General features: G+C 66.1%; 18 protein-coding genes. 10 read left to right on the forward strand and 8 right to left on the reverse strand.

Annotated features, from left to right (window positions below; translation table 11 throughout):
• The 4 genes from AB4Y72_RS18165 to AB4Y72_RS18180 form a co-directional block, all read right to left on the reverse strand.
• A partial coding sequence (locus tag AB4Y72_RS18165; protein ID WP_441427535.1) for a YciI family protein occupies window positions 1-326 on the reverse strand: 326 nt, incomplete at its 3' end.
• Complete coding sequence (locus AB4Y72_RS18170; RefSeq protein WP_441427536.1) at window positions 323-1675, reverse strand: RNA polymerase sigma factor; 1353 nt, start codon at window positions 1673-1675, stop codon at window positions 323-325. The genes AB4Y72_RS18170 and AB4Y72_RS18165, both read right to left, overlap by 4 nt.
• 42 nt (window positions 1676-1717) lie before the next feature.
• Window positions 1718-2044 (reverse strand): YciI family protein, encoded by a 327-nt coding sequence (locus tag AB4Y72_RS18175; protein ID WP_441427577.1) that lies wholly within the window; start codon window positions 2042-2044, stop codon window positions 1718-1720.
• A 200-nt stretch (window positions 2045-2244) separates the two neighbouring features.
• Window positions 2245-3024 carry a phosphotransferase gene (locus tag AB4Y72_RS18180; RefSeq protein ID WP_441427537.1) on the reverse strand — a complete coding sequence of 260 codons (780 nt, stop codon included), beginning with the start codon at window positions 3022-3024 and terminating at the stop codon, window positions 2245-2247.
• A 482-nt stretch (window positions 3025-3506) separates the two neighbouring features.
• Here AB4Y72_RS18180 and AB4Y72_RS18185 point away from each other — a divergent pair, with 482 nt between their 5' ends.
• The 4 genes from AB4Y72_RS18185 (at window position 3507) to AB4Y72_RS18200 (ending at window position 7111) form a co-directional block, all read left to right on the forward strand.
• On the forward strand, window positions 3507-3659 hold the full coding sequence (locus tag AB4Y72_RS18185; protein WP_441427538.1) for a hypothetical protein: 153 nt from the start codon (window positions 3507-3509) through the stop codon (window positions 3657-3659).
• A 208-nt stretch (window positions 3660-3867) separates the two neighbouring features.
• Window positions 3868-4575, forward strand: a complete 708-nt coding sequence (locus AB4Y72_RS18190) for an endonuclease/exonuclease/phosphatase family protein (RefSeq protein ID WP_441427578.1) — start codon at window positions 3868-3870, stop codon at window positions 4573-4575.
• A gap of 95 nt (window positions 4576-4670) precedes the next feature.
• Window positions 4671-5933 carry an alkaline phosphatase family protein gene (locus tag AB4Y72_RS18195; RefSeq protein WP_441427539.1) on the forward strand — a complete coding sequence of 421 codons (1263 nt, stop codon included), beginning with the start codon at window positions 4671-4673 and terminating at the stop codon, window positions 5931-5933.
• Window positions 5930-7111: an alkaline phosphatase family protein gene (locus tag AB4Y72_RS18200; RefSeq protein ID WP_441427540.1), complete on the forward strand. Its 1182-nt coding sequence runs from the start codon at window positions 5930-5932 to the stop codon at window positions 7109-7111. The genes AB4Y72_RS18195 and AB4Y72_RS18200 overlap by 4 nt, the downstream gene beginning before the upstream one ends.
• Before the next feature lie 28 nt (window positions 7112-7139).
• Here the strand turns inward: AB4Y72_RS18200 and AB4Y72_RS18205 are convergent, their stop codons facing one another.
• Together AB4Y72_RS18205 and AB4Y72_RS18210 are read right to left on the reverse strand one after the other, a co-directional pair.
• Window positions 7140-8321, reverse strand: a complete 1182-nt coding sequence (locus tag AB4Y72_RS18205; RefSeq protein ID WP_441427541.1) for an alkaline phosphatase family protein — start codon at window positions 8319-8321, stop codon at window positions 7140-7142.
• A gap of 192 nt (window positions 8322-8513) precedes the next feature.
• On the reverse strand, window positions 8514-8981 hold the full coding sequence (locus tag AB4Y72_RS18210; RefSeq protein ID WP_441427542.1) for an SRPBCC family protein: 468 nt from the start codon (window positions 8979-8981) through the stop codon (window positions 8514-8516).
• Between the two features lie 188 nt (window positions 8982-9169).
• On the opposite strand from AB4Y72_RS18210, the gene AB4Y72_RS18215 reads away from it, so the two are divergent.
• Window positions 9170-10624 (forward strand): DUF5129 domain-containing protein, encoded by a 1455-nt coding sequence (locus tag AB4Y72_RS18215; protein WP_441427543.1) that lies wholly within the window; start codon window positions 9170-9172, stop codon window positions 10622-10624.
• Between the two features lie 54 nt (window positions 10625-10678).
• Here the strand turns inward: AB4Y72_RS18215 and AB4Y72_RS18220 are convergent, their stop codons facing one another.
• The gene (locus AB4Y72_RS18220; RefSeq protein WP_441427544.1) at window positions 10679-10873 is read right to left on the reverse strand and encodes a DUF1918 domain-containing protein; all 195 of its coding nucleotides are present in this window, start codon (window positions 10871-10873) and stop codon (window positions 10679-10681) included.
• 136 nt (window positions 10874-11009) lie between these two features.
• Complete coding sequence (locus tag AB4Y72_RS18225; protein WP_441427545.1) at window positions 11010-12146, reverse strand: serine hydrolase; 1137 nt, start codon at window positions 12144-12146, stop codon at window positions 11010-11012.
• A gap of 265 nt (window positions 12147-12411) precedes the next feature.
• Between AB4Y72_RS18225 and AB4Y72_RS18230 the strand changes: the two genes are divergently transcribed.
• From AB4Y72_RS18230 to AB4Y72_RS18250, 5 genes are all read left to right on the forward strand, one after another.
• Window positions 12412-12969 (forward strand): dihydrofolate reductase family protein, encoded by a 558-nt coding sequence (locus AB4Y72_RS18230; protein ID WP_441427546.1) that lies wholly within the window; start codon window positions 12412-12414, stop codon window positions 12967-12969.
• Window positions 12970-13086: 117 nt separating this feature from the next.
• Entirely contained in the window at window positions 13087-13872 is a 786-nt protein-coding gene (locus AB4Y72_RS18235; protein WP_441427547.1) for a phosphatase PAP2 family protein, read from the forward strand.
• Window positions 13873-13895: 23 nt separating this feature from the next.
• Window positions 13896-14615, forward strand: coding sequence for a VTT domain-containing protein (locus tag AB4Y72_RS18240; protein ID WP_441427579.1), 720 nt, complete (start codon window positions 13896-13898; stop codon window positions 14613-14615).
• A gap of 5 nt (window positions 14616-14620) precedes the next feature.
• Complete coding sequence (locus AB4Y72_RS18245) at window positions 14621-15295, forward strand: response regulator transcription factor (protein WP_441427548.1); 675 nt, start codon at window positions 14621-14623, stop codon at window positions 15293-15295.
• The gene (locus AB4Y72_RS18250) at window positions 15288-16295 is read left to right on the forward strand and encodes a sensor histidine kinase (RefSeq protein WP_441427549.1); all 1008 of its coding nucleotides are present in this window, start codon (window positions 15288-15290) and stop codon (window positions 16293-16295) included. Before AB4Y72_RS18245 ends, AB4Y72_RS18250 begins: the two co-directional genes overlap by 8 nt.
• Window positions 16296-16317: the final 22 nt, after the last annotated feature.

The raw sequence follows: 16317 nt of genomic DNA on the forward strand, positions 1-16317 counted from the left end.
CGGCGTACCTGGATCGGCCACAGCCTTGCCTCTCCGAGCTTGCCCGCAATTTCCACGGCACGGACAAGATCGACGCAGTCGACGATGTAGTAGCCGGCGACAATTTCTTTCGTCTCCATAAACGGGCCATCGGTCACGGTGCATGTGCTGCCGTTATTGCGCACGAACATCGCCTCTTCACCGAGCTCATGGGCCTCCACGAACTCTCCGGAGGCCCTGAGTTCCTGCTGCAACGAGGTGTGCGCCTGCATGATCGCCTCGATCTCGGGCGCGGAGAGCGCGTTCCACGTGTCAATGTCGTTTGGGATCAGGAGTAAATGTTTCATTCTTGTCCTCGCTTCTTCGGGTGCATATGGGTGGCTGCCGTGCTTTTGTTCAGGTTGGGTTCCGCTGTGGACCCGGGACCTACCTCGGCCAAGCGTTTGCCGAGGTAGCGGCGCTCGGTCTCGGATGGCGCCAGGTCCAGCGCACGCCGGTATTCGTGCCCGGCCTCCGTCTGTCTGCCAAGGCGACGCAGCAGGTCAGCCTTCGCCGCCGGCAGGAGGTAGTACCCCTCGAGTGACCGTGTCCGGTCCAGCCGGTCCAGGAGGGCGAGCCCAGCCTCCGGTCCCTGGGACATCGCGACGGCGACAGCACGATTCAGCTCCACGACGGGCGACGGCGCGATCTGCGCCAGGGAGTCATACAGCATGGCCACCCGGGCGAAGTCCGTGCTGCCGAAGTCACCGGCGGTCATGTGGCATGCAGCAATGGCGGCCTGAACACGGTAGCTGCCCGGTCGTGAACGGAGCGAAACGCCCAGGTGATCGGCGGCCGCCATCAGCGCCCTAGCTTCGGCTATCGCGAACTGGTCCCAAGATCCGCGATCCTGTTCCTCGAGGGTCACCAGGTCCCCAGCGGCGTCCGTGCGCGTCTGTCGCCGGGCGTGGTGGAACAGCATGAGCGCCAGCAGACCCAACGACTCCGGTTCTTGTGGGGAACCCTCGAGCAAAGCAACTAACAACCGGGTGAGGCGAATCGCTTCCCGGGCCAGCGGCTCGCGGACCAAGGCGCTGCCGCCGGTCCCCGAATACCCTTCGTTGAACAAGAGATAGAGCACGGCCAGGATTCCCGCCGTGCGCTCGGATATCAGCTCCGGCGGGGGAACACGATAAGGGATGCCTGCATCGCGTATCTTTGCCCGGGCCCGGACGAGCCGTTTGGACATTGTTGCTTCCGAGACGAGGAACGCGCGCGCGATCTCTCCCGTTGTCAGCCCGGCGACGGTGCGCAAGGTCAAGGCCACCCTGGCATCGAGCGGGAGGGCAGGGTGGCAACAGGTGTGAATCAGGCTCAGCCTGTCATCGCCGGCAGTCCGATAACCGCCGGCCCCTTCTTCCAGCCCTTCGAGCTCGGTGAGAATCGCGAGTTCATCCACCGCCCTCTTTTCGCTGGCGGCACTCCGCATGCGGTCGATCGCCCTGTTTTTGGCCACGGTTGTCAGCCAGGCCCCGGGGTTCCTGGGAACGCCGTGCTCCGGCCAGTCGATGAGGGCCTTGGCGAACGCATCCTGGACACAATCCTCGGCCAGGCTCCAGTCGCCCGTCACGCGGATGAGGGTTGCGGTGATCCGCGCGGTCTCCGCCACGGAGGCGGCCTCAACAGCGCTCCGCACGTCCCTCAGCTCCCGAGCCACGTCACCTCCCCCAATCATCCGCTGCGGCTATCGGGCGGAAGTCTAGAGCCCGAGCGGCCACAGGGGCCTGATTTCGATTTTGCCGAACCGGGCCATGGGGTGCTTGGACGCCACCTCAATAGCTTCGTCGAGATTGGCACACGAGATGATGTCATAGCCGGCGATCCATTCCTTCGTCTCCGCAAACGGCCCGTCCGAGACCAGCACTTCGCCCGCCCGCACGGTGACCGTGGTTGCGTCCTCTATAGGACGCAGCCTGTCCCCATGACGGGCGACACCACGGGCCTCCATTTCGGACACCCATTCCACGATATTGTCCTCAGCGGCCACATATTCCGGCGCTGTGGGATCGCTGCAGATGAAAAGCATGTACTCCACGATGTCTCCTTCTTTTCGACTGATACACCATTACGACGGGCGGGACGGCGGCAAAAGGACACCGGACGGGAAATACCTATTTCAGCAGACGTCAAAAGCTCCTCCACGCAATCTTCAATCACCCGACCGGGATTCAGCGGCGTCCGCACATCATTGATGTCGTCCTCAGTGGGCGTCCACATCGGATCGGGTCAGTCGCGCAACGGCGAACCGGCAACCTCGAATCGGAGTACTCGCTCCCAGGCTGTTTGGTTTCGGGCAACGTACTCAGAGGCGGCACGCCAATGCTCACCATGCCCGGTCACATACATCTCGGCCCACGGCTGGAATCCGCTCTCGCTTGAGGAACGTAGAAGTTCGAACATCGCAGCGGCCCGTTTCGCCATAGCGGCTGGCAGCGCCTCGCGCAACGCGAGGTCAGCCCCGTACCCGTCGACCAAAGCGCGCAATCTCTTAGCAGCTGATCCCACCGGCTGCCCTTCAACGAGCATGCCGAATGACTGCGCGGCGTATGCCAGATCCCACAACCGCGTGCTCGGCCCAGCACCGTCCCAATCAATGAAGACCCACCGATCCCCCGTGATGAGGTTCCAAGGCGCGAGGTCGTTATGGCACATCAGATTCGGACTCTCCGCTGGCAGCAACATCTGCCAGCCGTCCGGATCGGGAATCGGAATGAATTCGCTGGAATCGTGAATGCGTCGAATCATTCTCCCTACCCGCAGCAGGTCCTCGAGCCTGAGCGGCAATTGATCCAGCGCAAGAGTGCCGCTGACATACTCAACCACCTGCCGCCCACGCCCGTCGCGACCAAGCGGCTTCGGGGCGTCCACACCACGCGCGCGCAGAGCGCCGAGATAGCTCTGCACGACCGACGTGTTCCCGATCCACGGCTTTCGTACTGTCTCACCTAAACGCACCACGCGGCCTGACGCATTGCCTCCGGTCAGTTCCTGCTCTTCATCGCACATCCCAGCAGGCTAGTGCCTGCAACCCTGACGTCCAACAGGATGAGCTGGTGTGGGCAGGCAGCTCTTCATTCGGATCCGGCGCGGAGGGTTTCGGCCAGTTGTTTGTTCAGAGGGAGGAGTTCACGGAAGGGCACAGTCTTTCTTGCCGCAGTTGCGATGTTTCGGCCCTCTGCTGCACCTCCGACATCAGGGGTCCTACCGCTGCCCGAACCCGCCCGCAAAGCTGCCCGGTGAAGGTGCCCTAAACGCTCCACAAAACCTTCAGCCGTCCAACCGTTCCACACAGCAATTCCACAGACGATCCCAATAAAGAGCACAGTCGGCGGGTCCACTGTTGTTGGAACTGGGGTAGCCGCGAAGGCGACGGCGACCGCGACTCACCGGAGCGCCGCAGGCCCGTACATCCTAAACCGCGGCTTCCACGCCCCTCGGCGTGACCAGTAGATCCGCCGGTCCAGGCCCTGAACAGTGAGGTGCCGTCGATGTCACCAAAACGCAAACCACGCTTCTGGGACCGTGAACTCGTTCCCTTGATCATGCTGGGCGTCGTCCTCGTCCTGGTAATGATCGTTGCTGGGATAGTCCTGTGGGTTATCAATGGTGCCCCGGGCATCTCTCGCTTCATCGGATCCTAGGCCTCGTCATTCCCGTGGAAGTCGCCCCGGAGATCTGACGCCACGCCGGGTCCGGGATCAAAAGTCAGGGTGCGGCCCCTCAGCGATGACGGACGCCTACGGGGCCTTTTATGGGCGGCTCCCGTGTCGATAGTCACCGTTCCGCCGGCCGGACTAGGTAGACTCGATCAGAGCGTCCGTAACTATCATCCGAAGGGGTGCACTCCTGATTCGAGTCATCAGCTACAACCTCCGCAAGCACAAGGCCAGTGGGGAGCTGGTCGATCTGGCCCGCGATTTCGAGATTGATGCTCTGTGCCTCCAGGAGTGCGACACGGACGATCTGCCGGAAACCATCGGGGATCTGCACCTCGCCGACGCCACCAAGGGCAACCGGCTGGGCCTGGCGATCTACTACCGCAAGGACCGCTTCACCGCGCACGACAGCCAGACGTTCGCCTTGAAGAAGTCCCTCCACGACCGCGTCCTCTCCCCAGCCCACGAGCGGCTCATCGGCACGCGTGTGACCGACAACGAGACCGAGCACGAGCTCGTCATCGCGTCCTTCCACGCGGCACCGTTGACGGCGTCGAATTCGCTGCGGCGAAATCAGATCCATGCCGCCCACGCCGAGCTGCTCAGCATGGGCGGCGGTCTGATGTCGCTGATGGTGGGTGACTTCAACTATCCGTTCTTCACCAAGTACCTAACAGCGCAGATGAAGGACGCCGGCTACGACCTCACGATGAGTGACCGCCGGACCTACACCCGGTACAAAGTCTTCAAGGGCCATTTCGACTTTGCCACCTCCCAGGGGCTCGACATCGAAAGCGTGGAGACGCTGCCCCGCGGCGCCTCGGACCACCTCCCCATCCTGATCTCGGCCGAATACGGCCAGGAGGCGTCCGGAAACGGTGCGGAGCCGGGGGCTCAGTAGCCGCTGTTCCGGGGGCACGAACAGCCGGTGAACAACGGGTGAACCGGGCATCGAAAGAGGGTTTTTCGTAATCTGCCCGTGATCTACTGCTGGGCGTGACCTTCTCAAGACGAACATTCCTGACGGCCGCCGGAACGGCCACAGCGCTGGCCGCCGGCACCAGCTGGCGGGCCGCCGATGCCGCGACGCCGGCCCTCCCGCCGGCCGACGCATCCGGCATTGACCACATCATCGTGGTGATGATGGAGAACCGGTCCTTTGACCACTTCTTGGGCTGGCTACCCGGTGCCGACGGCATGCAGGGCGGCCTGAGCTACACGGACCGCTACGGCATCCCGCACACCACCCACCACCTGACGGACTTCCAGGGCTGCGGGCACCCTGACCCGGACCACTCGTACGAGGGCGGCCGGATCCAATACAACAGCGGCAAGAACAACGGCTGGCTCCGGGCCGGCGAAAACGACGAGTTCGCGGTCGGCTACTACGACGCCGCCGACCTCGATTTCTGGCGACAGGCCGGTCCGGACTGGACGGTCTGCGACCGGTACTTCGCCGCCACGATGGCCGAAACCTACCCGAACCGGTTCTACCAGCACGCGGCCGCCACCGACCGGCTGCACAACTCCACCGTGACGTCCACGCTCCCGACCATCTGGGACCGGCTGGCCGCCGCCGGCGTCGACGGCAAGTACTACTACGGCGACATCCCCTTTACCGCGCTCTGGGGCACCAAGCACCTCGGCATCTCGCACCACTACTCCGAATTCCTCTCCGACGCCGGCTCCGGCAGCCTTCCCGCGGTGTCCTTCGTCGATCCGCGCTTCACCGACGAGAGCTCAGGCACGTCGGGCGACGACCACCCCCACGCGGACATCCGCTCCGGGGAGACGTTCCTCGCCGAGGTCTACAACGCCGTCACCACCGGCCCGGGCTGGGCCAACACCATGCTGGTCATCAACTATGACGAATGGGGCGGCTTCTACGACCACGTCGTCCCGGACACCGCCCCGGACACGAACCCCGCGACCGCCCTGCGCGGCTTCCGCGTGCCGTCCGTGGTGATCTCTCCGCGGGCCCGACGGCGGTACGTCGCCCACGATGTCTACGACCATACGTCCGTCCTCAAGGCCATCGAATGGCGGTGGAACCTGCCGCCGCTCACGCCCCGGGACCAGGCGGCCCGCAACATCGCCGAAGTCCTGGACTTCGGCACCCCGGCCAATCTGGCCGCACCCACCTACCTGGTCCCGCCCTTCGCGGCCGGCCCGGCGTGCACCCCCGTGGGGCCGCCGCCCGCCGAGGAATGGTCCGGACTCAAACAAAAAGCACTCGCCGACGGATGGAAACTGCCTTGACCACCACCACAGATCACGCGACGGCGACCCCGGGGTCCCGCAATCGGGGCCGCCGGCTGGCCCGACGGGCCTCCGCCGCGGCCCTTGTCCTGCTCGCCGCGGCGGCGATTGGCTACGGACCGGCCCAGCCGGCTGCCACAGCCAGCGCCCCCACAGCTACCCAGAGACAGGGCTATCTCCCCGGCGCCCAGCATGTCTTTGTCATCAACCTCGAGAACAAGGGCTATGACTCCACGTGGGGACAGGGATCAGCGGCGCCGTACTTGTCCACGACACTGCGGTCCCAAGGGGTACTGCTGAACCAGTACTACGGCACTGCGCACAATTCCCAGCCGAACTACGTCGCGCAGATTTCCGGGCAGGGCCCCAACCCGCAAATGCAAGCCGATTGCCAGACGTACTCGCCCTTCGCCGGCACCGGAACAGCCAGCCAAGGCCAAGCCGTCGGGGACGGTTGCGTCTTCCCGGCCAACGTGCCCACCGTCGCCGGGCAGCTGACGGCGGCCGGCAAGACGTGGAAGGGGTACATGGAAGACATGGGGACACCGTGCCGCCACCCTGCCCTGGGCGCGGTGGACGACACGCAGAAAGCCAAAGTCGGGGACCAGTACGCTGCGCGTCACAACCCCTTCGTGTACTTTGCCGGGATCACGGCCTCACCGGACTGCGCCAGGAACGACGTCGACCTCAGCGCGCTGAAGACGGACCTCGCCTCGGCCGCCACCACGCCCAACCTGTCGATGATCACCCCAAACCTGTGCCACGACGGCCACGACTCCCCGTGCGTGGACGGACAACCGGGCGGGCTGGCCAGTGCGGACGAATGGCTCAAGCAGTGGGTTCCGGCCATCACGTCGTCTCCGGCCTTCAGGCAGGACGGCGTATTGGTGATCACGTTTGACGAATCCGACGGACCGCAGTCGGACGCCACCGCCTGCTGCGGCGAAACCGCCGGCCCGAACACTCCCGAGCCTGGCATCACCGGCCCGGGCGGCGGCCGTGTCGGCGCACTGGTGATCTCACCCTTCGTCAAGGCCGGCACCTGGTCCACCACTCCCTATAACCACTACAGTCTGCTCGCCAGCATCGAAGACACCTTCGGCCTGCCCTATCTCGGCTATGCGGGAGCCCCTGGGCTGAACCGCTTCGGGCTCGACGTTTACAACGCAGGCGTCTAGGAGGCCCAGGGTCGCGGCAGCAGGGAAATCATTGGCCGGCGTTGAAGACGTCCGCACCGAAGCTGTTCAGGTCCGGCGCCCCGGCGTACCCAAGCCGGGGCAAGGCAAACGCGTCCTCGATGCTGGCCAGGAGGCTGAAGTGGTTGTAAGGCCGGTCCGACGTCGTGCCGCCTTTCGTGAGCGGCGAGAGAACCAGCGCACCGATCCTGCCTCCGGCGGTCCCCCCGGGCAGCAGTCCGGACGGTCCCGTCGTCTTGCCCTCGGATTCATCGAAGGTGATCACCAGCATGCCGTCCTGCTTGAACGCCGGGGAGGCAAGGATTGCCGGGACTTGCCGGCTCAACCAGGCATCCGCGGCAGCCAGCCCCCCGGCGCTGCCATCGACGCACGGCTCGTCGTGGCCGTCGTTGCAGAGATTGGGCGAGATGTACGACAGGTTCGGCGTGGTGGCCACGGAGTGGAGGTCTCTGGCGAGTTCGCTGAAGTCCACCACATTGCGCTGGCAGTCCGCCGACGAGGTGATGGATTCGAAATACACAAACGGATTGTGGCGGGTAGCGTACTGGTCACCCACCTGGGCGCTCTGGCTGGTGTCCTTCGCGCCCAGGTCCGGATGCCGGCACGGTGTTCCCATGTCCTCCATGTAGCCTTTCCAGGTTTTGCCGGCTGCGCTGAGCTGCCCGGCGACCGTGGGGACGGATGCCGGATACACGCAGCCGGTTCCTTCAACCTGGCCCAGCGCCGCCGTCCCCGTCTGCTGGAACGGGGCGTACGTGGTGCAGTCGGCGCGGGTCATCGGGTTGGATGCCTGCCCGGAGATCTGGGCAAGGTAGTTCGGGTTCGAGTTGTGGGCGATCCCGTAGTAGTCGGACAGCAGCACGCCCTGGCTGCGAAGCGTCTGGGACAGGTAGGTGGCTTCGGACCCGTCACCCCAGACTTTGTTGTAGCCCTTGTTCTCGAGGTTGATGACGAACACGTGCGCCGGTTTCGCGCCGGCCTGCGCCGTGGTATAGCCCCCGGCAGTGGGACCCGGCGACTGGCTGCCGGTGGACGCGCCAGTGCTCGGTGCCGTGCTGGGAGTGCCGGATGCCGTTCCCGGGCTGCCGCCCGGCGGTGAGGGCTCGCACGCTGCTGCCGACACCACCAGAACGGCGGCCAGAAGCAGCCGCACGGAGATTCGGTGTTGAGGTTTTGTGGTGTTCCGGCTCATGGATTCCAGCTTTCTCGTTTATCCGATCAGCGTGGCAGTGCGGCTCTCGTGGTTGAACTCTGACACACGGCAGTCAAGAAAGCCCGCGAGTAGCCTAGAGAAAAGCTGGGAACGGTGGCCGCCGGCTCCGCCCGAGGACGGGGTAAGGAGGGACCATTCCCCGGCGGGGCACTATTCACCGGCGGGGACTGGTCAGGCCTGTCGCTGTGAAACGGCGCCGGCGAGCGAGGCCAGGCCCTTTTCGAAATCCGCGCCAACCATCTTGTCCATGTTCATGAACAGGGCAAAGACCTTGCCGATTCCCTTGTTCTCGCCGGTCATCGTCCAGGTGACTTCGGTGCCGCTGCCGGAGGGCGTGAACGTGAAAGCCGTGGGGTTGACGGCCTTAAAAGGCTTGGTGAACTCAAGCCGGATCTTGATGCTCCGCGGCTCGGCGGTGTCCACAATTTCCATGGTGCCGGATCCGGCCTTGCGGTTCCCGCTCCACGCGTACTTGGCGCCGACACCGGATTCGCTGCCGGAATAGCTGCGCTGCATGGCAGGGTCAACCGACTCCCACGGCGACCACTTGGTCCATTCGTGGAAGTTGTTGACCAGCGGAAAGATGTCCTCGGCCGGTGCGGGAATGACTGCGCTGCGGGTGACTTCAAAGGTAGACATGCCGCAATCCTAGGGGCAGCCCGGCCCACCGGGATACAGGACAGGCGTTCACCCCTGCAGCGGGATGACGTCGATTCCGCCGGCAACGACCAGAACCCGGGCGGCCCGGGGCGCCGTCATGGTGCCTTTCGTCCCGTTCCTGCGGCGGCTGCATCGACGCGGCAGGGGCCAGCCACTACGCTCGGAAAATGGCAATCATGGGCAATGCCCTCGCCGTTGTGATTGTGTTCCTGGCCGCGTTTCTCGGCGGAGCCCACGCGGCGCTCGCCGTGACGCCGACCGCCGTCGTTGTTGAGGACCGTGCCGGAGTCCTAGACCAAAAGACTCTCCTGCCGGCGGTCCAAGCCACGGACTTCTACCAGCCCACCAAGGTGGCCATCTACACGTACAACGGCACGGCCTCGGACAACCTGAACGAGGAAGTCCTGCGGTTCGCCCGCGCCGAACACCCGGAATGGATCAGCCCCGACGGGCAGAAGTGGGCGGACGGGCTGTTCATCTTCGCGCTGGACCCGGTGGGGCGGCACGTCGGGACGTATATGGGTGAGGACCGCAAGGTCTCCCCCGAACAGCGCGAGGACATCCAGAACGCCTCCAAGGAGCTCTTCCGTGACGCCCAGTGGACCGACGGCACCATCGCGGGGATCCGCCGCGGGGCCGAACTCATCAACCAGCCGTGGTACCGGTCCACGGCTTTCCTCGTGACGGTCTGGGCGGCGGCGGCCGCGGCGGTCTGCGGCGCCGCTGCGTGGCTGATCGTCCGGTGGCGGACCCGGGTAGCATCCCGGAAGGAGCTCTCCCGGGGCAACGCCAGCTACGCGAACGTCAGCATGGACCTGCAGGTCACCGAGCTCAACGCCAGCACCATTCCGGAGTCCTCGCGGTACGGCAGCACGGTCCTGGAGAAACACCGCACGTTCCTGAACCGGTACAACACGGCCACCGAGCTCTCCAACCAGGTGAACTCCCTCAGCAGCCGGGACCTGAGCCGCCGGCCCACCCTTAAACTCGTGCGGAGCTACGCCGACGCTTCCGCGGAACTGGACGTGCTGGACGACGTGATCGCGGATACCAATGCCCTGCTTAACCGCGGCGCCTCCTGGCCGGCCGCATGGGACCGCCAACTGGCGCCCTTCCGTCGTGACCTGGACGGGCTGGAGGAGCTGCTGGGCGGCCGCCGTGCCGAGGGAGCCTCAGCCACGGCGGCCGCCCTGAGGTCCTTCCGCGATGAAAGCCGGAGCGACCTTGAGCGCTGGTCAGCGGAACTGGCGGACGGCTCGATCAGTCCCGAGACGGCGCTGGACCGGTTGCGCGACGCCCGGACCCATCTCTCGGAGCTGCTGAAGAACCACGCCGATACCGTGATCGACGCCTATGCCCGCAATGAGAAGGAAGCCGAACTCATGCGCACGGATATGGAGAGTGCGCAGGCCGGGGCGGAATCCCGGCACGGCCGCTCCTACGAGCCGAGCATCCTCGGAACGGTGTACCCGTCCTACTACTTCTTCTCGGTGCCGAGCTTCAATTCCGGCTTCAGCACCGGCGTCAGCAGCGTCAGCAGCGCCCGCGGCGGAGGTGCCACCGCCGGCTACGGGTCCAGCGGCGGCAGCTTCTCCGGGTCCGGGAGCTCGTCGGGTTTCTAAGGACCAACCTGCAGGCCGGCGTGCTTGGCGCCGCCGCTATTAGGGCCGGCGCCTTTAGGGCCCGCTCCCGGCCCGTTCGACGACGAAATCACCGCCCGGGAACATGATCGTTTCGTGGCCGTCATCGAACCTGACGAGGTACGGCGGCGCCCCCTCGGCCCCCTTCACTTCCAGGATGAGGCCGTGCCGGTCCGCGGACTCGACCGTGGTCCCCCGAATGATGATGCGGTCCCCTGCGACTGCCTTCATGGCGATCACCTGTATCCCTATTGACGCGTGTGTGCCCGAAGATCATTATGGCTCCTGACGGCTGGGGGCGCTATGGCCTTGGACTGAGGAGCCGCCCCTGCATTCCGGTGCAATAACAAGGCGTTAGAACAGCGCGCTAGAACAAGGCGGCGGTCACTGTCCGGGTGAGTTGCTGAATGATCCAGGTCCGCGGGCCCATGTCCGAGTAGCCCACACCGCGGGTGTACACGACGAACACGAAGGCCCGGCCGCCCTTGACCAGCACACTGGCATCGTGCAGGTTTCCGAACAGCAGCCCGTACTTGTGGAAGACCCCTATCCCCGGCGGAACCGCAGGAGGGATCAGCGTCTCGAAGTTGGTGTTCTGCATGTAGGACAACAGCTGGGCGGTGTGGGCCGCATTGAGCAGCCGTCCCGTGTAGAGCAGCTGGAGGATCCGCGCCATTTCTGCCGGCGTCAGCAGGTTCACCGTGCGATCGTAGGTGATCCCGATCGACGCCGCATAGTCCGCGATACCCCATTGGCCGACCGCAGCCAGGATCAGCGCCCACGAATCGTTGTTGCTTTGCTGGACCATCAGACGGATCTGCGCCCCGGCCGTCGAAGAACCCAGCGGGGCAAACAGCGACGCACGGCCAGTCTCCACGAGGTGGTAGTACGCCGACGCGGCCAGGATCTTGGCCGTGCTCGCGGCCACAAAATTACCCTGGGCTCCGTAGCTGTGGACCACACCGTCGGAGAGATCGATCAAGGACACCCCCACCGCGTAGGCGCTGTTGGCCTGGATGATCTCGCCGATCTCTTCGTCCAGTTCGGGGCCGATGGCCCGAGCCGCGGCGGCAGGGACTTTAGCGGACTTGCTGGCGGCGACGGGAACTTTAGTGGACTTGCCGGCGGGGGCGGCCGGGGCACTGGAAGCCGGGACGGTGACGGCCTTGGGCGGCGCGGCCTTGGTTGTTGGCGGGTGCGTGGCTTTCGGCGAGGCCGGCCCGGTGTGGGTGACTGTCGGCGTCGGCGATGCCTTTACAGTCGTCGGTGACGCGGCGGGGGTGCCGGACGGTGTGGCCGCAGCGGCCGGCGGGTCAACCGGCAGCCCCGTCTGGACGCTCGCGTAGACGCCACCGGCAATAACGAGGGCAACCGCGACGCCGGCCGCCGTCAGATAGTGCGGCCGGAACCACCGCAAACGCCTCGTAAGGGACTCTGGCCCGGGCTTCGATCCGGCGTCGGCCCGATGCCCGCCGGTGGCGTAGTGTCGTGGCGGCTTAGTCATCAGGATCTCGCCAGGGCAGGTGTTCGCAAAGGTTCGCCGGCATCATTCTTCCCCCCGAAAGGTGACTTACCGCGGTGTGGTTATGAAGTTCCTGCATTCTTTACCCCCGCGATCCGCGGCGCAAGGGCAGGACCTTGGGAAAAACTGGGCTCGGCCGGTCAACCCGCGGCGCCGGAAATCCCCGTTCACGTCCCCCGACTCCCGTGTCGGACGGATCTCGCCGCGGCGTAGTCTGGAGCCACTCGAGACTACGTCAGGAGCCGTGATGCGGAAGATCATCCTCGCCATGCAGGTGTCCCTCGACGGGTTTTTCGAGGGCCCGGACCGCGACCTGAGCTGGCATATGGTCGACGACGAGCTGCACCGGCACTTCAACGACCAGCTCGGCGCCATGGGTGCCTTCTTGGACGGCCGGGTGACGTATGAGCTGATGGCGGGGTTCTGGCCGACGGCGGATGAGAATCCCGCCAGCAGCGGCCCGGTGGCCGAGTTCGCCCGGATCTGGAGGGAGATGCCCAAGATCGTCTACTCCCGGACGCTGACGACGGCGGACTGGAACACCGCCGTCGTCCGGGACGTGGTGGCCGAGGAGGTTCTGGAGCTGAAGTCCCAGCCGGGCGGGGACCTCGCCCTCGGCGGGGCCGACCTTGCCGACACGTTCCGGCGGCTCGGCTTGATTGACGAATATTGGCTGTACGTCCATCCGGTGCTTGTCGGCCGGGGACGGCCCCTGTTTAAGCCTGCGGACAGCCAGGCCCAGCTCCGCCTCGTGGAAACGCGCGCCTTCGGCAACGGCGTAGTGCTGCTGCGCTTCGCCGCGTAGCCGGCGCGCACCGGGAGTCACCCCGGCGCGGCAGTTCTTAAGCGTTTCTTAAGAGCCAGGCGGAAGACTGGGACGCGGTGCCGATCCGGGTGCCCCTGTCCCGAGTCGGAGGATCCCATGACTGGACCCGCCCCTGTTGAACGCGATACAGCACCTAGCCACTCCCCCATGCGCCCCGGCGCCACGCGTCCCGTTGCGGACCCCCGGGTGTGGTCCCTCCCCCAGGCCCGCCACTGGGTACTGCTGGGCGTCCTGCTGTCCGCGGCCGTCCTGGCCCTGGGTCTGACGGCGCAGGCGACCCCGGGCTTCAGCGCGGCCGAGCTCGGCGTCGACCAGGACCTCAGCCAGCATCACGCCGCCGCACTAACCGCCGTCGCGATGGTGCTGAACGTGGTGTTTGGGCCGGTGGCCGGCGTCGCACTGATCGGCGCCGTGGCTCTCTATATCTGGCTGTTCCGCGGCGGCCTGGTCAAGGCGCTAGGGTTCGGCCTCGTGGCAGTGTCCGGCTGGGTGGCCAGCGAATTCTTCAAGATCATCGTGGCCCGCCAGCGGCCCAACCCGGCCCTGCTGTTCGATCCCCTGTCTCCGGAGACGGGCTCCAACAGCTTCCCGAGCGGCCATGTCTCCTTTGCCGTCGCCCTCGGATTCGCGCTGTACTTCCTGGCCCGGGGAACCCGCTGGGCCAAGGTCACGGCCGTGGGAGCTGCGGCGATGGCGCTGGTCGTGGCGTGGTCACGGCTGTACATCGGCGTGCACTACCCCACCGACGTCACGGCGTCGTTCCTCGCTGCCAGCGCGGCCGTGGTCATGGTCACCGGGCTGTGGAATCTTGTCACGCCGCGGATTGCCAGCCGGGTCGCTGCCCGGTCCACCATCCGGTCGCCGGGCTCTGAAAGGAACTAAGGTTGCACACCCTGGACATTTCAATGTTCCTTCCGGCCGCGCCGGCCGCCGGAACACCGTCGCTGCTGGACCCGGCAAGCCTGCTCACAGGTCTGGGCCCGGCCGCCTTGGGCGTCGTCGCGGTCATGGTCTTCATCGAATCCGGCGTCCTCTTCCCTTTCCTGCCGGGAGACTCGCTGCTGTTCACCGCCGGCCTCCTGCATCAACAGCTGCAGCTGACGCTGCCGGTGCTGATCGGCGTCGTCACCGCGGCCGCCATCGCCGGGGACCAGATCGGCTACATGCTGGGGCGCACCTTTGGCCGGCGATGGTTCAAGGACGATGCCCGCATCCTCAAGACGGCGCACCTGACCACCACGGAGGAATTCTTCCGGCGGCACGGCGGCGCCGCCGTCGTACTGGCCCGCTTCGTGCCGATGGTGAGGACTTTTGCCCCGCTCAGTGCCGGGATCGCGCGCTATGAGTACAAGTACTTCGCTCTCTGGAACGTCGTCGGCGCCCTGGCCTGGGCAGCCTCAGTCACCCTTCTGGGTACCTGGCTGGGACACTTCGACATCATCGCCAAGAACATCGATGTCATTGCCGTGGTCATGGTCCTCGTCTCGGTAGTGCCTGGGCTGGTGCAGCTCCTTCGGCGCCGCCGGAATGCCCGCAGCGCCGCCGCAGCAACGGACGACGCCAGCGACACGGAGGAGGCAACGGGCGACGGACTCCGGCGTCGGGAAATGGCCGCGGAAGAATAGGTGCCATGACAACCGCTGACCGTCCGTCCCTGCTGCTCGTCGAGGACGATGCCGTCCTGGGACCGCTCATCGCCGAGCTCCTGGATCCGGATTACCGGGTCAGGCTGGTCACCGACGGCCAGGACGGCCTGCACCTGGGGCTGACCGAGACGTGGGACGTGATGGTGATCGACCGCGGGCTGCCCGTCATGGACGGCATCTCCCTCATCGCCGCATTACGTTCCAAGGGCGTTCCCACGCCCATCCTGATCCTGACCGCGCTCGGCGATGCCAGCGAGAAAGTCCGGGGCCTCGACGCCGGTGCCAACGACTACGTCACCAAGCCGTTCGACGCCGACGAGCTCGCAGCACGCCTGCGCGCCCTGACGCGCACCTTTGCCCCGGCCACGGCGTCGGTGACGATCGGGGACTGGGAACTCGACCCCTCGCGGCGCTCCGTCCGCTCGGTCTACGGGCACACGGTGCAGCTGACCGCGAAGGAGGGCCAACTCCTGTCGGCCCTCGCCGCGGAGCCTGACCGGGTCTTCACCCGGGATGAGCTCCTCGCGGCGCACTTCCATGCCTCCGACCAGCCCGGCGTCATCGACACCTATGTCCACCACCTGCGCCGCAAAATCTCCAAGGCCGTCATCCGCACAGTTCACGGCGTGGGCTACCAGATCGGTGACGCCCATGAGTAACGGCGGGACCCCGCACGAAAATCCGGACCAAGTCACACTGCGCAAGGCCTCGCTCAAGGTCGCCCTGCGGATCAGCGCCGCGTGCGCCGTCATGGTCCTCGGGCTCCTCGCAGCCACAGCCCTCTACCTCGTGAATCAACTCGCCCATCCGGAAGTGCCGGGCCCGGCAGCGTCCGGGACGGCCTACGCCTACCTGGATGCCAAGGATGTGCTCGAGGCCATGGTCATAGCCGGGATCGCGGGGATCGTCTTGGCAGGTCTCGTCGGGTGGCTCAGCGCGCGCAGCGCCATCCGCCCCCTCGGCGACGCCTTAGCCCGGCAACGGCGCTTCGTTCAGGACGCCAGCCACGAACTGCGCACGCCGCTGACCATCCTCGACACCCGGATCCAGCTGGCCCAGCGCAACATCGAGCCCGGCTCCCGGCAGGGAAAGGACCTGGCCCGGATCCGCGAGGACGCCGCGACGCTGACCGGGATTGTCAACGAGCTGCTCCTCGCGGCAACCACTGACGCACCGGACCGTTCGGCAGCGCCTACCGACCTCGCCGACACCGCCGCCGAGGTCGCCGAAAGCCTTCAGCTGGTGGCGGACCAGCGGGACGTGCGCCTCGAGTTCTCCGCCGACGCCCGGCCGCTGGCACGGATCGACGCGAATGCGCTGCGCCGTGCAGTGCTGGCCCTGGCGGACAACGCCCTGGCCCACACTCCTGCGGGCGGCCGCATCGGCATCACGACGTCGGTGGAGCAGAGCCACGCGGTTATTGCCGTGGCGGACACCGGGGCAGGAATCACCGGCGTGGATCAGGCGCGGATCTTTGACCGCTTCGTGCGGACTTCCGGAACCGGCGGAGCGCCGGGACAACGGAGCTTTGGCATCGGACTGGCGCTGGTCCGGGAAATCGCCGTCGCTGCCGGCGGCGCAGTCGAGGTGGCATCAACCGGCCCCGAGGGGACCGTCATGAAAATGAGGCTCCCGCTGGCCGGGACCGGGAAGCCCTGAAGATTCCTGGCGCCGGGTCTCC

The sequence above is a fragment of the Arthrobacter sp. YAF34 genome, from assembly GCF_052113245.1.
GTDB lineage: Bacteria > Actinomycetota > Actinomycetes > Actinomycetales > Micrococcaceae > Arthrobacter.